The organism is Halioglobus maricola (genome assembly GCF_009388985.1).
GTDB classification, from domain to species: Bacteria; Pseudomonadota; Gammaproteobacteria; order Pseudomonadales; family Halieaceae; genus Halioglobus; species Halioglobus maricola.
On the sequence record NZ_CP036422.1, the window covers coordinates 1,652,577 to 1,666,145 of the forward strand.

The 13,569-nt window shown below is 57.5% G+C and carries 17 protein-coding genes and 1 tRNA gene; 15 read left to right on the forward strand and 3 right to left on the reverse strand.

The window, feature by feature from the left end:
• Positions 1 to 94 precede the first annotated feature (94 nt).
• Positions 95 to 180: transfer RNA gene (locus EY643_RS07435), tRNA-Leu, on the reverse strand.
• Positions 181 to 357: 177 nt separating this feature from the next.
• On the opposite strand from EY643_RS07435, the gene EY643_RS07440 reads away from it, so the two are divergent.
• Genes EY643_RS07440 through EY643_RS07470 form a run of 7 tightly spaced genes read left to right on the forward strand, consistent with a single transcriptional unit; the run spans position 358 to position 4,511 of the window.
• Positions 358 to 633: a hypothetical protein gene (locus tag EY643_RS07440; protein WP_205743172.1), complete on the forward strand. Its 276-nt coding sequence runs from the start codon at positions 358 to 360 to the stop codon at positions 631 to 633.
• Positions 634 to 690: 57 nt separating this feature from the next.
• Entirely contained in the window at positions 691 to 1,755 is a 1,065-nt protein-coding gene (gene queA / locus EY643_RS07445; protein ID WP_152661605.1) for a tRNA preQ1(34) S-adenosylmethionine ribosyltransferase-isomerase QueA, read from the forward strand.
• Positions 1,756 to 1,769: 14 nt separating this feature from the next.
• On the forward strand, positions 1,770 to 2,873 hold the full coding sequence (gene tgt, locus EY643_RS07450; RefSeq protein ID WP_205743213.1) for a tRNA guanosine(34) transglycosylase Tgt: 1,104 nt from the start codon (positions 1,770 to 1,772) through the stop codon (positions 2,871 to 2,873).
• On the forward strand, positions 2,874 to 3,191 hold the full coding sequence (locus EY643_RS07455; protein ID WP_152661607.1) for a YqfO family protein: 318 nt from the start codon (positions 2,874 to 2,876) through the stop codon (positions 3,189 to 3,191).
• A 2-nt stretch (positions 3,192 to 3,193) separates the two neighbouring features.
• On the forward strand, positions 3,194 to 3,799 hold the full coding sequence (locus EY643_RS07460; protein WP_240732894.1) for an NUDIX hydrolase: 606 nt from the start codon (positions 3,194 to 3,196) through the stop codon (positions 3,797 to 3,799).
• Positions 3,796 to 4,320: a gamma carbonic anhydrase family protein gene (locus EY643_RS07465; protein WP_152661609.1), complete on the forward strand. Its 525-nt coding sequence runs from the start codon at positions 3,796 to 3,798 to the stop codon at positions 4,318 to 4,320. Before EY643_RS07460 ends, EY643_RS07465 begins: the two co-directional genes overlap by 4 nt.
• The gene (locus EY643_RS07470; protein WP_152661610.1) at positions 4,317 to 4,511 is read left to right on the forward strand and encodes a DUF1289 domain-containing protein; all 195 of its coding nucleotides are present in this window, start codon (positions 4,317 to 4,319) and stop codon (positions 4,509 to 4,511) included. Before EY643_RS07465 ends, EY643_RS07470 begins: the two co-directional genes overlap by 4 nt.
• On the opposite strand, the gene EY643_RS07475 is transcribed toward EY643_RS07470, so the two are convergent.
• Positions 4,508 to 5,785 (reverse strand): HlyC/CorC family transporter, encoded by a 1,278-nt coding sequence (locus tag EY643_RS07475; RefSeq protein ID WP_152661611.1) that lies wholly within the window; start codon positions 5,783 to 5,785, stop codon positions 4,508 to 4,510. The two genes, EY643_RS07470 and EY643_RS07475, sit on opposite strands and share 4 nt — an antisense overlap.
• 70 nt (positions 5,786 to 5,855) lie before the next feature.
• Positions 5,856 to 6,659, reverse strand: a complete 804-nt coding sequence (locus tag EY643_RS07480; protein ID WP_152661612.1) for a cytochrome C assembly family protein — start codon at positions 6,657 to 6,659, stop codon at positions 5,856 to 5,858.
• A gap of 134 nt (positions 6,660 to 6,793) precedes the next feature.
• Here EY643_RS07480 and ffh point away from each other — a divergent pair, with 134 nt between their 5' ends.
• The 8 genes from ffh to alaC all read left to right on the forward strand — a co-directional run bounded on the left by ffh (position 6,794) and on the right by alaC (position 13,548).
• Positions 6,794 to 8,194: a signal recognition particle protein gene (gene ffh / locus EY643_RS07485; protein WP_152661613.1), complete on the forward strand. Its 1,401-nt coding sequence runs from the start codon at positions 6,794 to 6,796 to the stop codon at positions 8,192 to 8,194.
• 174 nt (positions 8,195 to 8,368) lie between these two features.
• Positions 8,369 to 8,632, forward strand: coding sequence for a 30S ribosomal protein S16 (gene rpsP / locus EY643_RS07490; protein ID WP_152661614.1), 264 nt, complete (start codon positions 8,369 to 8,371; stop codon positions 8,630 to 8,632).
• 13 nt (positions 8,633 to 8,645) lie between these two features.
• Entirely contained in the window at positions 8,646 to 9,209 is a 564-nt protein-coding gene (gene rimM / locus EY643_RS07495; RefSeq protein WP_152661615.1) for a ribosome maturation factor RimM, read from the forward strand.
• 11 nt (positions 9,210 to 9,220) lie between these two features.
• Entirely contained in the window at positions 9,221 to 9,958 is a 738-nt protein-coding gene (trmD, locus tag EY643_RS07500; RefSeq protein WP_152661616.1) for a tRNA (guanosine(37)-N1)-methyltransferase TrmD, read from the forward strand.
• Between the two features lie 60 nt (positions 9,959 to 10,018).
• A complete protein-coding gene (rplS, locus tag EY643_RS07505) occupies positions 10,019 to 10,372 on the forward strand; it encodes a 50S ribosomal protein L19 (protein ID WP_152661617.1) in 354 nt (117 codons plus the stop codon).
• Between the two features lie 82 nt (positions 10,373 to 10,454).
• Positions 10,455 to 11,360 carry a site-specific tyrosine recombinase XerD gene (xerD, locus tag EY643_RS07510; RefSeq protein WP_152661618.1) on the forward strand — a complete coding sequence of 302 codons (906 nt, stop codon included), beginning with the start codon at positions 10,455 to 10,457 and terminating at the stop codon, positions 11,358 to 11,360.
• 86 nt (positions 11,361 to 11,446) lie between these two features.
• Complete coding sequence (locus EY643_RS07515) at positions 11,447 to 12,196, forward strand: DsbC family protein (protein WP_152661619.1); 750 nt, start codon at positions 11,447 to 11,449, stop codon at positions 12,194 to 12,196.
• A 161-nt stretch (positions 12,197 to 12,357) separates the two neighbouring features.
• On the forward strand, positions 12,358 to 13,548 hold the full coding sequence (gene alaC, locus EY643_RS07520; RefSeq protein ID WP_152661620.1) for an alanine transaminase: 1,191 nt from the start codon (positions 12,358 to 12,360) through the stop codon (positions 13,546 to 13,548).
• Positions 13,549 to 13,569 lie beyond the last annotated feature (21 nt).

Consider the following 13,569-nt stretch of genomic DNA (forward strand, 5'->3'; position numbering starts at 1 on the left):
TGTGCCTTGGTAGTGACGGGGCATTCCGTGGTTAGGCTAGCAGACAGATACGGCCATATCTATAGGCGAGAAGATGGCAAAGCATATTTCAAAGTGGTACCGGAGGCCGGACTCGAACCGGCACGCTGTTTAGGCGGGGGATTTTGAATCCCCTGTGTCTACCAATTTCACCACTCCGGCACAGAGCAGAATGAAGCCGCAGAAGCGGGCCTCGTTGGAGAGCGCGGGATTATAACAAGCAGCCTCCACAGCGCAATATTTTTCCTGTAGAATCCGCGCCAGCTCTTTCGGGAGCGCCTTATATATTGAATCAGCCCCCATTGGGGCGATCTGAGTACCTCTTGAGGAGAAAAGAGCATGGCCATGAAACTGGTTAAAAAGACTGCTGAATACAGCATTTTCAAGCGCGCTGACGACCGTTACGCGGTTAAAGACGCCGCCAAGAATGCTGTGAACGGCGAAGAGAAGGTCAAGATCCTGTTGGCTGAAGAGCTGATCAAGGTAACTTTGCCTGCAGCGCCCGCAGAAGAGGAAGCCGCCGAAGAAGAGGCTCCCGCCGAGGAAGCCGCTGCGGCAGAAGAAGCGCCTGCTGAGGAAGCGGCCGCAGAAGAGGACGCAGGCGAGAAGGAGTAAGCTTCTCCGGTGTTCTACAGAAAGCCGGCCCAGCGCCGGCTTTTTCGTCTATAGCCTATGTTACGCAGCGATTTTCATTTCGAGCTCCCCGAGGAGCTGATAGCCCAGTACCCGCTTTCTGAGCGCAGTGCCAGCCGTCTGCTGTGCCTGGACGGAGCCAGTGGCGCGATCGTGCACCGCCAGTTCAGCGACCTGCTTGACTTACTCCAGCCCGGCGATTTGCTGGTATTTAATGACACTCGCGTTATCCCTGCACGCCTCTGGGGTCAGAAGGAAACGGGCGGCAAACTGGAAATTCTGGTGGAGCGCCTCACCGGCACCCACACGGCGCTGGCCCATATTCGCTGCAGTAAGTCGCCCAAGCCGGGCACCCGTATTCAGCTCTCGGCAGAGCCCGGCGCGGAGCCCTGTGGTCTGGAGCTCGAGGTGACCGGGCGTGACGATGCCCTGTTTGTGATTTCCAGTGAGGGCGGTCCCGCGCTGTCTGAAATCATGAACGAGGTGGGGCATATGCCATTGCCGCCGTATATTGAGCGCAGTGACGAGGCTTCCGACCAGGAGCGCTACCAAACCGTATTTGCCGCCCGGGAGGGCGCTGTGGCCGCGCCTACCGCGGGCTTGCACTTCACCGAAGCCCTGCTGGCAAAGGCGGCGGCAAAGGGCGTGCAAAGCTGCACAGTGACCCTGCATGTTGGCGCGGGTACGTTCCAGCCGGTGCGGGCGGACAATATCCTGGATCACAAGATGCACTCGGAGTACATCGAGGTGAATGAGGCTGCCTGCGAAGCGGTGCGAGCAGCGCGCGCAAGAGGCGGGCGAGTGGTCGCAGTAGGCACGACTGCCGTGCGCTCGCTGGAGTCTGCAAGCGTCTCTGGTCAGATTGAGCCGTTTACTGGCGATACTGATATTTTCATTTACCCCGGCTACGACTTTCGCAGTGTCGACGCTGTGATCACCAACTTTCATCTTCCGGAATCCACACTGCTAATGCTGGTGAGTGCCTTCGCAAGCCGGGAGCATATAATGGCGGCCTACGCCGAGGCTGTGGCGCAGCGCTATCGCTTCTTCAGCTATGGCGACGCCATGTTTATCACTGCAGGGAAACAACAGGAATCCGCATGAGCAGAGAGTGTCACATGCAGTTTGAACGCCTCGGCGATGACGGCGATGCCCGCCGCGGCAGGCTCACGTTCCCTCGCGGCAGTGTCGAAACCCCCGCCTTTATGCCGGTGGGCACCTACGGCACCGTCAAGGGGATGCTGCCTCGTGATATCCACGACATCGGCGCTGAAATCATTCTCGGCAATACGTTCCACCTGTGGCTGCGTCCGGGCACAGATATCATCGAACAGCATGGCGATCTTCACGATTTCATGGCCTGGGATGGCCCGATCCTGACAGACTCCGGTGGCTTCCAGGTCTTTAGCCTGGGGGATATGCGCAAGATCACCGAGGACGGCGTGAAATTCCAGTCGCCTGTAGATGGTTCCAAGGTTTTTCTCGACCCAGAAACATCGATGGAGATCCAGCGCAAGCTGGGCTCGGATATCGTCATGATTTTCGACGAGTGCACGCCTTATCCTGCCACAGTGGATGAGGCGCGCGATTCCATGGAGTTGTCATTGCGCTGGGCAGAGCGCAGCAAGCGCGCCCATGGCGAAAGCAATGCGGCACTGTTCGGTATCGTGCAGGGCGGCATGTACCCAGATCTTCGGGTTGAATCTCTTAAGGGGCTGACCGACATCGGGTTTGATGGCTATGCCATCGGTGGCCTTTCTGTGGGTGAGCCGAAAGACGAGATGATGCATGTACTGGAAGCGATGCAGCCGATTATGCCAACTGATAAGCCCCGCTATCTGATGGGGGTGGGCACCCCGGCCGATCTGCTGGAAGGTGTTCGCCGCGGCGTGGATATGTTCGATTGCGTCATGCCCACCCGCAATGCACGCAATGGCAATCTGTTTACGTCGCGTGGCCAGCTCAAACTGCGCAACGCGCGGCACAAAACCAGTACGCTGCCGCTCGACGAGGAGTGCAGTTGTTATACCTGCCAGAATTTCAGCCGCGCTTATTTGAATCACCTCGACAAGTGCAATGAAATTTTGGGTTCCCAACTGAATACGATTCACAACCTGCACTACTATCAGCAGCATATGAAGGGTATTCGCACAGCGATCGAGAACCAGTCACTGGACGAGTTTGCGGCCAACTACTATGACGAGCAGGCCCGGGGCGTTTAGGTGTACAAGCTCGCGTTTTATGTGCCTGAATCGCATCTGGAATCTGTTAAAGCCGCTGCTTTTGCTGCCGGCGCCGGGCGCATCGGCGATTACGATCACTGTTGCTGGCAGGTGCTGGGTGAAGGTCAGTTCAGGCCTTTGCAGGGTGCGAACCCCTTTATTGGTGAGCAGGGAGCCGTAGAGAAGGTCGCCGAGTATCGGGTCGAAATGGTATGTGCAGATGACTGCGCTCGTGCTGCGGTCGAGGCAATGGTCGCAGCCCATCCCTATGAAGAGCCCGCGTGGGATCTGATTGCAATGGCGGAGTTGCCGGCGTGACTATGATCGCTCCGGAACTGGCGCGGCTCGAAGCGCATCTGCCGCTTGACGGCCTGAGCTGGGATCCACAGCCTGGCCGCTATCCCGAAGCAGCGGTACTTGTGCCGTTAACTGATGAGAAAGAGCCACGTGTATTGCTTGGCCGTCGCGGCCGCCACTTGAAAACCCACCCTGGAGAGGTCGCTTTTCCTGGTGGCAAGCGCGAGAATGAAGACGCCTCGCCCTGGGTGACGGCAAAGCGCGAGGCCTATGAAGAGGTCGGCATTGTCGATTCCCAGGTGCACCCGATGGGTGAGCTGGCGCCCATGTTGACCCGAACAAATTTTGAAGTTCATCCGTGCATCGCGCGTATTCCGACCGAGCTTGATCTGGTAGTGGATACCCGCGAATTCGATTCCGTTTTTTACCAGCCCCTCAAGGTTTTCGCTGATACCTCGCGACTTCAGACACTGGAGTTGCAAGTGGATGACAAAACCTACTACACACCGCGATTTATCATCGATGGTGACGAGATATGGGGCGTTACCGCCGCAATCCTTGCCGTGGTGGCCAGTACGGCTTACCAGGTGCCTTTGGAGATGCGCAGAGGTTGGAGTACAGAACCATGAAATACCGTCTTGGCGACAAGCAAGTACAACTGCGTGGCGATGGGCATTTTATCGCCCCTAATGCCGCTGTGATCGGCGACGTAACCCTGGAGGACAAGGCCAGCGTGTGGTTCAGTTGCGTTTTGCGCGGCGATGCTGACCGCATTGAGGTCGGTGCCCGCACGAATATACAGGACGGCACTGTGATTCACGCCGACCCGGGCTTTCCCGCGATCATTGGCGCGGATGTGACGGTGGGGCACAACGCCATGATTCACGGCTGCACGATTGGCGACGGCACCCTGGTGGGTATCAATGCGGTGGTGCTCAATGGGGCGAAGATTGGCAAGGGCTGCTTGATCGGCGCCAACGCTCTGGTGACCGAGGGCAGTGATATCCCCGACGGCTCCATGGTGTTGGGTTCACCGGCAAAGATAGTGCGCCAGCTGGATGAGGAAACCCAGCTGATGCTGCGCCACAATGCGGACCACTATGTGGGCAATGCCCAGCGCTTCAGCGAAACCCTGGAGGAGCAGGCGTGAACAATAAAGAACCACAATCCCCCTGTGTCTCTATTTGTGTGCTGGATGATGGCGATATCTGCGCGGGCTGCTATCGCAGTGCGAGGGAAATTACTGACTGGGCAATGTTGGACGCTGACGGCAAGCGCGCCGTTCTGATAAAAGCCAATGAGCGCCGCGAGGAGATGTCCGGCGGGATCAAGCTGCTCTAGTCTTCGCCAAGTTCCGGGGCAGCGAGAATTCTCGCCCTTACGGCCTGCACCACGTTGTCTTCCAGCTCCAGAATCTCAAACTGATAACGGCCAACGGATAGCCCGGCGTTGGCGTCGGGGAAACCTTCCAGAATTTCCAGTATCAGCCCTGACAGTGTTTTCGGGCCATCAGTGGGCAGTTCCCATTCCAGCGATTTGTTCACATCGCGAATACTCGCATTGCCGGCAATGATGTAACTACCGTCCCGTTGGGGGAAAATGGTGTCGTCCTCTTCCGACTGGTTGGAGGTAAATTCGCCGACAATTTCTTCCAGGATATCTTCCAGCGCCACCAGGCCAATCACTTCGCCGTATTCGTCCACCACCACGCCCAGGCGATGTTTCTTTTGTTGAAAGTTGAGTAGCTGGGTGTGTAGCGGTGTGCTTTCGGGTACGAAATAGGGCTTTTCTGTCTCTCTCTCAAGCGCGGCTCTATCCAGGCCGTGTACATCGATCACCCTGCTGATATTGCGCATGTGCAGCATGCCGACAATATTGTTGATGTCTTCGCGCCAGACCGGCACACGGGTGTGCGAGCTGTTCTGGATGCGGCGCAGAATGTCCTCGTCACTGTCATCCAGATCGATGCCGTAGACATCGTTGCGCGGCACCATGATGTCGTCCAGCCTGACCTCTTCGAGATCCAGAATGTTAAGTAACATGCCTCGATGGCGGGCGGGGATCAGCTGGCCGGCGTCGGTGACAATGGTGCGCAGCTCGTCTGAGGAGAGGTGCTCGTCGTGCTGCTTTTTCGGGTCGAAGCCCAGCATGTGCAGCAGGCCATTGGTGAACCAGTTCACCAGGGCGACAATCGGATAGACTATTTTCAGCAGAGGCAGCAGGATCACGCTCGCGGGAAAGGCGATCTTTTCCGGGTGCAGTGCTGCAATGGTTTTGGGTGTGATTTCGGCGAAGATCAGGATAACCAGGGTCAGCAGCCCGGTGGCAATAAAGATACCCGCATCGCCCCAGAGCCGAATGGCAATCACCGTGGCGATCGCAGATGCGAATATGTTGACCAGATTGTTGCCGATCAAAATCAGCCCGATCAGGCGATCGGGCCGCTCGAGCAATTTTGCCGCGCGCGTCGCGCCACGGTGCTTGTTCTTCTGCAGGTGTTTCAGCCGGTAACGGTTCAAAGACATCATGCCGGTCTCTGAACTGGAGAAAAAACCTGAAAGGAGAATAAGTGCAGCGAGTATCGAGAAGAGGATACCCAGCGGTGCTTCGTTCAAGGCGGGGGCGAACCTTTATGGTGTCTGAGGGCGTATCTTGAAGAAAAAGGCGAGGCGGCGCAAGGCTGCTCTAGCCTCGCTGCAACACCAGCTCCAGGACCAGTTTCGAACCGAAGAAGGCGAGCATCAGCATGACGAAGCCTGCTAGCGTCAGGCGCACGGCGGTCTGTGCCCGCCAACCCAGTTGGTGGTGACCCCATAGCAAGGTGGTGAAAAGCAGCCAGGCAACAATAGTCAGCACTGTTTTGTGCACCAGCGACTGGGCGAACAGGTCGTCTACAAAAATGAAACCGGAGACGATCGCGGCTGTGAGCAACAACACGCCTACGAAGAGCAGCTCGAACAGCATGGTTTCCATCAACTGCAGGGGTGGCAGCAACTGCACAATACCTTGAGTGCGGCGGTGCCGGAGCTGGTAGTCCTGCACGGCTACCAGGGCCGCCTGGGCCGCTGCCAGGGTGAATATGGCGTACGCCAGAATGGACGTGCTTATGTGGAGCAGCATGCCGCTGGAAAGGTCAGAGGACAGTGCGCTGGTATCGGGGGCAAAGGTAGAAACCAGCATTGACATGGCCGATAGCGGAAACAGAAAGACCAGCAGGCTCTGCAGCGGCCGGCGCAGCATCAAGAGTGCACAGGTGATGTTGATGACCAGAAAGATAAGGGCCGAGATCTTGTAGAAGCCCAGACTGACACCGTCCGGGCCATTGATGCTCCCCCAGGCAACCACTGCATGGGCCAGCATTGCGACCAGGCCAAGGCCCAGCACGGCTCCGCTGAGGCCTTCGCGGCGCTGGAAGATGTGCAGCAAATGCAGGCCAGTGGCGGCCAGATACAGCAGTGCGGCGAGCAGGGCGAGAGCAGTGATGGGCATCGGTTTGGGGGTTAGGCCGAGGTGACGTATACTTCGCCCCTTTGTACCGAAGTGTCTCCCCATAAGCAATAGCGATGGGGTAGTTCGACTTCAGTAATCACCAAGATTTCAGCTGTATTTAAAGAGTACCCTCAATGTTTCAGAGCCTCAGCGATCGCCTGTCCAATAGCCTGCGTACGATTACCGGCAAGGCCACCCTGACCGAAGATAATATCCAGGACACCTTGCGTGAAGTGCGCATGGCCCTGCTGGAAGCGGATGTCGCGCTCCCTGTGGTCAAGGATTTTGTAGATTCCGTGAAGCAGCGCGCCCTCGGCCAGGAGGTGATGAAGAGTCTGAGCCCCGGTCAGGCATTCCTGAAAATTGTCCAGGCCGAACTCGAAGCGGTGATGGGTACTGCCAATGAGGCGCTCAATCTGGCTACCCAGCCTCCCGCCGTTATTCTGATGGCAGGTCTGCAGGGCGCGGGTAAGACTACGTCCGCTGCCAAGCTCGCGAAACACCTCGCCGAGCGGGAGAAGAAAAAGGTGACTGTGGTTTCCGCTGACGTGTATCGCCCGGCCGCGATCAAGCAGCTTGAAACCCTGGCCGCCGAAGTGGGTGCCGATTTCTTCCCCTCGGACCCGTCACAGAAGCCAGTGGACATCGCCAATGCGGCCATGGCCCATGCGCGCAAGTCCTTTTCGGATGTGCTGATCGTCGATACGGCCGGCCGCCTTGCGGTAGATCAGGACATGATGGCAGAGATCGCCGAGTTGCATAAAGCGGTCGATCCCATCGAGACGCTGTTTGTGGTCGACGCTATGACGGGCCAGGACGCGGCCAATACTGCCAAGGCTTTCGGTGAGACCCTGCCACTGACCGGTGTGATTCTGACCAAGGTTGATGCCGATTCACGAGGTGGCGCCGCGCTCTCGGTGCGCTCCGTCACCGGTAAGCCCATCAAGTTCCTTGGGGTAGGGGAGAAGACTGACGCGCTAGACCCGTTCCACCCGGATCGCCTGGCCTCGCGTATTCTCGGTATGGGCGACGTGATGTCGCTGATCGAAGAGGCCGAGCAGAAGGTCGACAAGGAAAAAGCCGCCAAGCTCGCTCGCAAGGTCAAGAAAGGCCAGAAATTCGATCTGGAGGATTTCCGCGACCAGTTGCAGCAGATGAATAACATGGGCGGCATCACCGGTATGCTCGACAAGTTGCCCGGCATGGGCAATATGGCCCAGATGGCGCAGCAGAATCTCGATATGAAGCAGTTCGCTCGGATGGAGGCGATGATCAACTCCATGACGCCCGGCGAACGACGCAAGCCAGAGCTGATCCAGGGCGGCCGTAAGCGCCGGATCTGCAAAGGCTCAGGCACCCAGGTTCAGGACCTCAATCGCCTGCTGAAGCAGCACAAGCAGATGCAGAAAATGATGAAGAAAATGAAGGGCGGCGGCATGCAGAAGATGATGCGTGGTATGGGCGGTATGATGGGCGGCCCCGGCGGCGGCATGCCTCCGGGCATGGGCGGCGGCATGCCTCCCGGCTTTAAATAGCCGCGCCTACGTAAGCCTCGGAAATACCTAATAAAATTCCTGTAAAAGGGGGTTACATTCCCCCTCTGTTTTCCGTATGATACGCCACCTTTCCGGCCCGTGTGTCGGTATTTGTCGTGGGTGGGTGGCCTAAATCGGGTCAAATCACCTTTAAAATCAAGGAATTAAGATCACATGGTTACTATTCGTCTTGCACGTGGCGGCTCTAAAAAACGCCCTTTCTACCACATGACCGTGACTGACAGCCGCAATGCGCGCAACGGTCGCTTCATCGAGCGTGTTGGCTTCTTCAACCCTATCGCCCGTGGCCAGGAAGAGCGCCTGCGCGTCGACGCCGACCGTATCGCATACTGGCAGGGTCAGGGCGCACAGCTCTCTGAGCGCGTAGCCAAGCTGGTTAAGGACGCTGCTGCGGCGGACACTGCTGTAGCGGCTTGATCCCCGCATCGGCATGAGTGACCCCGGCGCCAATGCGCTAACGGCCGGTAAGATTACCGGCCCGTACGGCGTGAAGGGCTGGGTGAAAATTCACTCGTTTACCGATCCCGAGGAAAATCTCTTCAGGTTCGGTGCCTGGCAGCTCGAGCGTCGCGGCTCACTGGAAACAGTTGAGTTCGACGAGTGGAAGCGTCATGGCAAGGGCATGGTTGCCCATATCGCCGGGGTCGATGACCGCACCGTGGCGGAGTCCTTCAAGGGACTGCAAATTGTGGTGGAGGCCAATAGCCTCCCCAGCCTGGAAGAGGGCGACTTCTACTGGCACCAGCTGCAGGGTTTGCAGGTTTGGGGTCGGGAGCCGCGCGCTACCACGGATGAGCCCGATAAGGATCGCGTGCTACTTGGCACCGTCGATTACCTTATCGAAACCGGCGCCAATGATGTGCTGGTAGTCAAGGCCAGCGAAAGCAGCATTGACGACAGGGAGCGGCTCATTCCCTATCTGCCCGGAGATGTGGTCAGCCGGGTAAGCCTGGAACAGGGCGTTGTCGAGGTCGATTGGTACCTCGAGGAATAGGGTGAGTAACATTGCATATAGCACTGGTTAGCCTGTTCCCGGAAATGTTTGAAGCTGTCACGGGCCACGGTGTCACGGGCAGGGCGGTGACGCAGGGGCTGGTGCAGATCAGCCACAGCAATCCGCGGGATTACACCACCGATAAACACCGCACGGTGGACGACAGACCCTACGGCGGCGGCCCGGGTATGTTGATGAAGATAGACCCCCTGCAGCAGGCGATAGCCGCTGCGCGGGAAGCGACGGGAGACAGTGCCAGAGTGATCTACCTGTCGCCCCAGGGGCAGCGCCTGGACCACGGCAAAGCTGTGGCACTCTCCCAGGAGAAAGCGCTGATCCTGGTCGCCGGCCGTTACGAGGGCGTGGATGAACGCCTGATCGAAGCGGAAGTGGATGAAGAAGTATCCATCGGTGATTATGTATTAAGCGGTGGCGAGCTCGCCGCCATGGTGGTCATCGACGCGGTGACACGCCACTTGCCCGGTGTGTTGGGGCACGAGCTGTCAGCTCAGGAGGATTCCTATGCAGACGGTTTGTTGGATTGCCCACACTACACCCGGCCCGAAGAGTACCAGGGTAAGCCGGTACCGGAAGTATTACTCAGCGGCAATCACGCGTTGATTCGCCGCTGGCGCCTGAAGCAGGCACTGGGCAGGACGTATGAACGTCGTCCGGATTTGCTCGAAGGCAGGGCCAGCACGGCCGAGGAAGAAGAATTGTTGGCGGAGTATCTCCGCGAACGGGAATGAACATTTATTTTAAAATCCGCTAGCTGTGAAGCTACGATTGTTAATCAACAGGAGCGCGCCATGAGCACCAACAAGATCATTTCTCAGCTTGAAGCTGAACAGATGCAGAAAGAGCTGCCAGAATTTTCCCCGGGTGACACCGTGGTAGTTCAGGTAAAAGTAAAGGAAGGTAGCCGCGAGCGTCTGCAGGCCTTCGAAGGTGTTGTTATCGCCAAGCGTAACCGTGCCCTGAACTCTGCTTTCACTGTTCGCAAGATCTCCCACGGCGTAGGCGTAGAGCGTACTTTCCAGACTTACAGCCCTCTGGTAGACAGCATTGAAGTCAAGCGTCGTGGCGACGTTCGCCAGGCCAAGCTGTACTACTTGCGTGAGCTGTCTGGTAAGGCTGCTCGCATCAAGGAAAAGCTGTCCTAAGCTTCGTCCCTTCAGCAGTATCCGAAAGCGGCTCCCTGAGCCGCTTTTTTTATGCCTGACAGAATCGTGATAACTTAACTGAATGACAACGCAGCTGCTGGAACACCCCGAAATCGAACGCTACATCGACGCCATGTGGATGGAGAAGGGGTTGAGCGACAACACCCTAAGTTCGTATCGCCGCGACCTGAGGCAGTTCAACGACTGGCTGGTGAAGAATAAGGAGAGCACTATTATCCGGGCTGACCGGTCTGAGTTGCAGGCCTATCTCGGCGCACGGCTGGAGCAGGGCCAGTCGCAGCGGTCTACCGCGCGGTTTATGTCCTGTGCCCGCGGCTTCTACAAGTATTTACTTCGAGAGGGGCGGGTTCAGCTTGATCCGACGCTCGATGTCGACAGCCCCAAGTTGGGCCGGCCGCTACCCAAATCCATCTCAGAAGCCCAGGTCGACAAACTGCTGGAGGCGCCGGACCTCGATTTACCGCTGGAATTTCGTGACCGGACGATGTTGGAGCTGTTGTACGCCTGCGGTCTGCGGGTGACAGAGCTCACCAGCTTGCAGGTGACACAGGTGAGCCTTAATCAAGGTGTGGTGCGGGTGTTTGGCAAGGGAAGTAAGGAGCGGCTTGTGCCCATGGGTGAAGAGGCATTGAGTTGGTTGCAGCGATATATGGCCGGCCCGCGCGGTGAACTGCTCAAGGGAATTCCGTCGGATGTGGTGTTTCCTAGCAAAAGAGGGCGCCAGATGACTCGCCAGACCTTCTGGTATCGTATTAAAATCTACGCCCAGCGCGCCGGTATTCGCCAGGCACTGTCTCCCCACACGCTGCGCCACGCATTTGCTACCCACCTGCTGAACCATGGTGCGGACTTGCGGGTCGTGCAGATGCTGTTGGGGCACAGCGACCTGACTACTACCCAGATATACACCCACGTGGCCAAACAGCGGATGCAGGAACTGCATGCCGAGCATCATCCACGGGGTTGAGGAACTTTTTACACACGCCGTGCTCCAAGAGCCGGGAACTGTGCGTCGGCCAGGGTAGGCCGCTGCTGATTTATTGAGGAATAGAGATGTTGAACCGATTGTACAAAACCGCCGTGATCGCTTTTTTTGCTGTCATGGCACCGCTGGCGAGCGCCGGCACTGTAGTGGATAAGGCAACCTTTGAGCGAATCAGTGCTGCGATGAGCAGCACCGCGATGGGGCTGACTGTCAGCACTGTGAGCACCAGCGACGTCAAGGGCATGTACGAGGTCCAGTTCGAAAATGGGCCAATGGTCTACGCCACGAATGACGGCAAGCACTTCCTGTTGGGCGACCTGTTTCAGGTCGATAATGGCCAGTTCGTCAATCTCACAGAGAAGCGCCGCGACGGGGAGCGTCTGGCCCAGATGGCAGCTCTGGACGAGGGTGAAATGATCGTTTTTGCCCCGGAAGGCGAAGTGAAGGGTGAGATCACCGTGTTTACGGACACCACCTGCTTTTACTGTCAGAAGCTGCACAAAGAAGTGCCGGAGCTTAACAAGCACGGCGTACGGGTGCGCTACCTGGCCTTCCCGCGCGGTGGCGCAGACTCCGCTGGCTATCGCCAGTTGGTGGGTGCCTGGTGTGCGGACAATCCGCAGGAAGCGCTGACAGCACTGAAAAACAAGGAACCCGTGCCGGTCCAGCAGTGTGATCCCAACCCCATTGACGAGCAATATAGCCTTGGTCAGCAGATGGGCGTGCGTGGCACTCCAGCCATCATCACGGACACCGGTCAGATGATCCCAGGCTATCAGTCTGCCGACAAACTTCTGGTGACGCTGGGCGTCGAATAAGCCTTGCCGCCCTGCACGCGAAATGTGCAGGGCATCCCCTTGTTTTAGCGGGTTTTGGTAATTCCCCGCGTTGACATCCCCCCTGTGAAAACGTACTGTTTCTGACCCCCATTTCCGTCAGTTCTCAGCCCCGCTGGGCTGCATTGTAAGAGTTAGAAATCGTGGACGAACAATTTCGGCGAATTTCGCGCCTCCCCCCCTATGTGTTCAACATTATTGGTGAGTTGAAGCAGCAGGCGCGAGCGGCGGGCGAAGACATTATTGATTTTGGCATGGGTAACCCCGACCAGCCCACGCCTGACCACATCGTCGATAAGATGGTGGAGACTGCCCAGCGCGGCGATACGCATCGCTACTCCCAGTCCAAGGGTATTCCACGCCTGCGTAAGGCCATTTGTGACTGGTACAAGCGCCGCTACGACGTGGACCTGAATCCTGAGACTGAAGCGATCGTCACTCTGGGCTCGAAAGAAGGCCTGGCTCATCTGGCGCTGGCGACCACCGGCCCGGGCGATGCGATTCTGGTGCCCAATCCTTCATATCCTATCCACCCGTATGGCTTTGTGATTTCCGGTGCGGATATTCGTCATGTACCCATGGGACGCGACGAGGAAGAGTTTTTCGACGAGTTGGTAAAGGCTATTCACAACAGCTGGCCCCGACCCAAGATGCTGGTGCTCAATTTTCCCTCCAACCCAACCGCCGCCTGCGTCGAACTGGAGTTTTTTGAGCGCATAGTCGCGATTGCCAAGGAGCACAATATCTGGGTGGTCCAAGATCTGGCATATGCCGACCTGTGCTACGACGGGTATCAGGCACCTTCCATTCTTCAGGTTGAAGGGGCGATGGACGTTGCGGTTGAGTTTTACAGCATGTCCAAGAGCTACAACATGCCAGGTTGGCGGGTGGGTTTTTGCTGTGGCAACCAGGCGCTGGTGGGCGCACTGGCACGCATCAAATCCTATCTCGACTACGGCATGTTCACACCTATCCAGGTGGCGGCGATTGCCGCGCTGGAAGGCGACCAGTCTTGTGTCAGCGAAATCAACGCCATGTATAAATCGCGCCGCGATGTGTTGTGCGATGGCCTGAACGCGGCTGGTTGGGCGGTGACTCCGCCACGCGCCACAATGTTCGTGTGGGCAAAAATACCCGAGTTTTATAGCGACCTGGACTCTATCGAGTTCAGTAAGAAACTGCTCAAGGACGCCAAGGTGGCGGTCTCGCCCGGCGTTGGTTTCGGTGAATACGGTGAAGGCTATGTCCGTTTCGGCCTTATCGAAAATGAACACCGCACACGCCAGGCCATTCGCAGTATTAAACGCATGATCAAGAACGACGGTTTCGCCTGAGGCGAGCCGCAGCTTTGGAGA

Excerpts from the sequence above, each read along its gene's own strand:
- EY643_RS07440 (WP_205743172.1), top strand. The coding sequence starts at position 358 with ATGGCCATGAAACTGGTTAAAAAGACTGCTGAATACAGCATTTTCAAG.
- queA (WP_152661605.1), top strand. The coding sequence starts at position 691 with ATGTTACGCAGCGATTTTCATTTCGAGCTCCCCGAGGAGCTGATAGCC.
- tgt (WP_205743213.1), top strand. The coding sequence starts at position 1,770 with ATGCAGTTTGAACGCCTCGGCGATGACGGCGATGCCCGCCGCGGCAGG.
- EY643_RS07460 (WP_240732894.1), top strand. The coding sequence starts at position 3,194 with ATGATCGCTCCGGAACTGGCGCGGCTCGAAGCGCATCTGCCGCTTGAC.
- EY643_RS07465 (WP_152661609.1), top strand. The coding sequence starts at position 3,796 with ATGAAATACCGTCTTGGCGACAAGCAAGTACAACTGCGTGGCGATGGG.
- EY643_RS07480 (WP_152661612.1), bottom strand. The coding sequence starts at position 6,659 with ATGCCCATCACTGCTCTCGCCCTGCTCGCCGCACTGCTGTATCTGGCC.
- ffh (WP_152661613.1), top strand. The coding sequence starts at position 6,794 with ATGTTTCAGAGCCTCAGCGATCGCCTGTCCAATAGCCTGCGTACGATT.
- rpsP (WP_152661614.1), top strand. The coding sequence starts at position 8,369 with ATGGTTACTATTCGTCTTGCACGTGGCGGCTCTAAAAAACGCCCTTTC.
- rimM (WP_152661615.1), top strand. The coding sequence starts at position 8,646 with ATGAGTGACCCCGGCGCCAATGCGCTAACGGCCGGTAAGATTACCGGC.
- rplS (WP_152661617.1), top strand. The coding sequence starts at position 10,019 with ATGAGCACCAACAAGATCATTTCTCAGCTTGAAGCTGAACAGATGCAG.
- xerD (WP_152661618.1), top strand. The coding sequence starts at position 10,455 with ATGACAACGCAGCTGCTGGAACACCCCGAAATCGAACGCTACATCGAC.
- EY643_RS07515 (WP_152661619.1), top strand. The coding sequence starts at position 11,447 with ATGTTGAACCGATTGTACAAAACCGCCGTGATCGCTTTTTTTGCTGTC.